At 57.6% G+C, this 4,141-nt stretch carries 3 protein-coding genes; all 3 read right to left on the reverse strand.

Features of this window, described 5'->3' with window-relative positions:
- On the reverse strand, positions 1–590 hold a 590-nt coding region (gene lpxK, locus JO226_RS07645; RefSeq protein ID WP_293546215.1), incomplete at its 3' end, for a tetraacyldisaccharide 4'-kinase.
- Entirely contained in the window at positions 587–2,335 is a 1,749-nt protein-coding gene (gene msbA / locus JO226_RS07650) for a lipid A ABC transporter ATP-binding protein/permease MsbA (protein ID WP_293546218.1), read from the reverse strand. The genes msbA and lpxK, both read right to left, overlap by 4 nt.
- 36 nt (positions 2,336–2,371) lie before the next feature.
- Positions 2,372–4,141 (reverse strand): DNA internalization-related competence protein ComEC/Rec2 (locus JO226_RS07655; protein ID WP_293546221.1); only part of this gene is annotated, 1,770 nt, incomplete at its 5' end.

The following is a 4,141-nucleotide window of genomic DNA, read 5'->3' on the forward strand; positions in this document are numbered from 1 at the left end:
CCGTTGACGATAACCGCATCAACAGAACGTAGCCGGGACGCGCGCTCCCGCATCGGCCCGGCCGGAAGCCACCAGCCGTTGCCGAAACGACGCACGCCGTCGATTACCACAATCTCTTTGTCCCGCGCCAGCCGGTAATGCTGCAGCCCGTCATCGGTAATGATAATGCGCGGATCGTGCGCCGCGAGCAGCGCCTGTACCGCCTCGCTTCGCCTCGGGGAGACTGCAACCGGCGCGCCGGTACGCTGGAAAATCAGCACCGGTTCATCACCGGCTTCTGCGGTTGGGGTTTGCGCGTTAAGCACCAGCGGGTAACGCCCGACCTTACCGCCGTAGCCCCGGGAGACAACGCCTGCGCGAATGCCGTGCTGCTGGAGTTGCTCCACCAGCCAGATAACCACCGGGGTTTTTCCGTTGCCGCCAGCCGTCAGGTTGCCCACCACCACCACCGGAACCGGCGCGCGCCAGGCTTTTTTCAGCCCCAGACGGTAGCTGAGGCGAATCAATGTGCTGACCAGGCCATAAAGCAAAGATAACGGCCAGAGCAGCAGCCAGAGCGGCGATTCACCGGACCAGATGCGGGCAATCATTGACCGAATTGCATCTTATGCAGCTGCGCGTAAACGCCGCGATGCGCCAGCAAATCTTCATGGCTGCCGCGCTCGACAATACAGCCATCCTCAACGACCACAATCTCATCGGCCTTCTCGATGGTGGAAAGACGGTGAGCGATAACCAGCGAGGTGCGGTTTTTCTGTAGTTCATCCAGCGCCGCCTGAATAGCGCGCTCGGATTCAGTATCCAGCGCCGACGTCGCTTCATCCAGAATCAGGATCGGGCTATTACGCAGCAGCGCGCGGGCAATGGCGATACGCTGGCGCTGACCGCCGGAGAGCAGCACGCCGTTTTCACCGATGACGGTGTCCAGGCCATTATCCATCTTGTTGATAAAGTCCATGGCGTAGGCCATCTTCGCCGCTTTTTCGATATCTTCGCGGCTGTACACGTCGGTACGCGCGTAGGCGATATTGTTGGCGACGGTGTCGTTAAACAGATGCACATTCTGCGACACCAGCGCCACCTGGTCGCGCAACGACGTCAGCTTGTATTCCCGCAGATCGTGTCCGTCGAGCAGAATGGCGCCTTCATTGATATCGTAGAAACGGGTAATCAGGCTTGCCATGGTGGATTTGCCCGAGCCGGAACGCCCAACCAACGCTACCGTCTTGCCTTCCGGAATATGCAGGTTGATATCGCGCAGCGCAGGCACTTCACGGCCTGGATAGGTAAAGGTCACATGACGGAACTCAACCTCGCCTTTCGCACGCTCAATCACTCGCGTGCCTTCATCTTTTTCCTGCTCGCTGTCGAGAATCGCAAACAGCGTCTGGCACGCCGCCATACCGCGCTGGAACTGGGCGTTCACGTTAGTCAGCGATTTTAGCGGACGCATCAGCGCAATCATCGAGGAGAAAACGACGGTGATGGTACCGGCGGTCAGGGTCTCCATGACGCTTGGGAAGCTTGCGGCATACAGTACAAACGCCAGCGCCAGAGACGCGATAAGCTGAATAACCGGATCGGAAATCGACGAAGCGGAAACCATCTTCATGCCCTGCAGGCGCATTCTATTGCTGACTTTTTCGAAGCGGTGGGTTTCAACTTCCTGACCGCCAAACATCAGCACTTCTTTATGCCCTTTGAGCATCTGCTCCGCGCTGGTAGTCACCTGCCCCATGGTGTTTTGCATGTTCTTACTGATATTACGAAAACGCTTCGATACCAGACGAATAGCAAACGACACGATCGGCGCCAGCACGATAAGAATGATGGAGAGCTGCCAGCTGTACCAGAACATCATCGCGAACAGGCCAATGATGGAGGCGCCTTCGCGCACCACCGTAATCAGCGCGCTGGACGATGAGGAGGCAACCTGTTCGGAATCATAGGTAATGCGCGACAGCAGCGTCCCGGTCGACTGCTTGTCGAAGAAGGAAACTGGCATCCCCATCATATGGCCGAATAAGCGGCGGCGTATGGTCATGACGACCTTGCCGGACACCCAGGAAATACAATAGCTGGAGACATAGCTGGTAATACCGCGCAGGATCATCAGCCCAATAACCACCAGCGGCATCCACATCAGCACTGAGCGATCCGTTTTACCAAAACCATCATCCAGTAATGGTTTAAGCAGCGATAACATGAAGGTATCGCTGGCTGCGTTAAGAATTAACGCCACAGCCGCCACGATCAACCCCGCTTTAAAAGGCGCAATCAAAGGCCAAAGTCTGCGGAAGGTCTGCCACGTGGAGAGATCTTTGTCGTTCTGCATTCAAAAAACCAGCTTGTGTTGAAATAGCCGCATATTCTACCCGTTCTCAGGGGTATCGCCAAACCACTGATGATACCAACGACGGAAATATTGATCGCGTAAGCTATGGATTTGCCAACTCTCAGTATTAAAACTGAGCGTAATTTGCCCCTGATGCGGCGTATCCAGCCAGCGGTAGCCCTGCTGCTGATAGCGCTTTTTCACCTTTTGGGCCGGGAAATGCCAGGCGTTGTAGCGCGCCGCGGAAGCCAATGCCAGCGTTCCATTGACTCGCTGTAGCAGCGTGACGCCAGACGAGGTCAGGCTGCCATGATGAGGAACCTGGATAACTGTAGACGCCACATGCTGCCAGTAATGACTTATCAGCATTTTTTCTGCCGCTAATTCAATGTCTCCAGTGAGCAAGATGCTGAAATGACCGTCATCCACTCTGACGACGCAGGAATGGTTGTTGCCTTTTTCCATCCCTCCAGGCAATGGCCAGAGCGCCTGAAAGCGCAACCCTTCCCAGTACCAGCGCTCCCCTCGCTGACACGGCTGATGCCCTTTCCAGCCTAACGAACTGCGGATCCACGCCGTCGGCCACGTTTGCGCCAACGTATTTAACCCGCCACGGTGGTCGAGATGCTCGTGGCTAATGATAATCCCGTCGGGAACCAGATGATGCCAGCGCAGCCAGGGAACAATCAGCTGCTGAGCGCTGTCGCCGCCAGGCCAGGCAAGCCCGGTGTCGTAAAGAATCGCCCTGCCGTTTCGTTCAATCACCATCGCCAGCCCCTGCCCGACGTCCAGCATGGTGACGCGCCACAGATGACTCGCGCTAAACCGCCAGAATGGAAAGGTCAACAGTATGCACAGCGTCCCCCACAGGGCCGGGGCGGTCGTCCAGGCGTGAAAGCGCCAGACGACAATCAGCAGCCACGGCAGCAGCGTCGGCCAGAGACCGCGCGCATCGATGTTGAGCCAGCCCGTCGGAAGGTGGTACAACAGCCAGAAAAGCCCCGCCATCAGAGAATCGGTCACCTGCCAGACGCCGTACTCCACCGAAGCCAGTCCGGTAAGGTGCAACAGCATGCCAGTGAGAATCAGCGGGACTATCAGCAGCGTCACCAGCGGAACCGCGAACAGATTTGCCGCCACAGACACCCCACTGACGCCGTGAAAAAGTAAAACCTGTAACGGCAGCAGCAAAAACATCAGCCCAACCTGCAAATGCAGAAGATTCAGCAGCCACCCGCCTCGTTTCCAGCGCGGCGGCGGTACCCACTGATACCAGAAGATAAGCGCCGCAACGGCAAAGCATGACAGCCACAGGCTTTGCGAAAGCACCGCCAGCGGGTCCATCGCCAGGATAGCAGCCATGCCGCACAGCCAGGCTTCCCACGATGACCATCGCCGCCCGTGAAGACGCAGCGCATACCAGACGCCAATACCGACCACCGTGCGCAGCGCCGGTGGTTGCAGCCCGGTTAAAACAGCATACAAAAATGCGCCGAGAAAACCTGCCGCCAGCGGTAACCGCCAGTTTATCCAGCGTCCCGGCAGCAGACGCTGGACTCCCCGAACCAGCAGTGACCCCAGCAGCGCGCCTAAGGCAATATGCAAGCCGGAAATCGCCATCAGGTGCATTGTTCCCGTTTGCTGCATGATGGCCTTGACCTCAGGCGGTAACGACAGGCGTTCTCCCATTCCAAGGGCGATGATAACCAGCCGCCAGGAAAACGGCGCCAACGTTTGCTGTAGCGACGCCAGATAGCGCGCCCGCCAGGAGCAGGAGGCATCAAGCGGTGTGGCGGAAAGGATGGC

Source organism: Pluralibacter sp., from assembly GCF_019237635.1.
Classification (GTDB): domain Bacteria; phylum Pseudomonadota; class Gammaproteobacteria; order Enterobacterales; family Enterobacteriaceae; genus Enterobacter_B.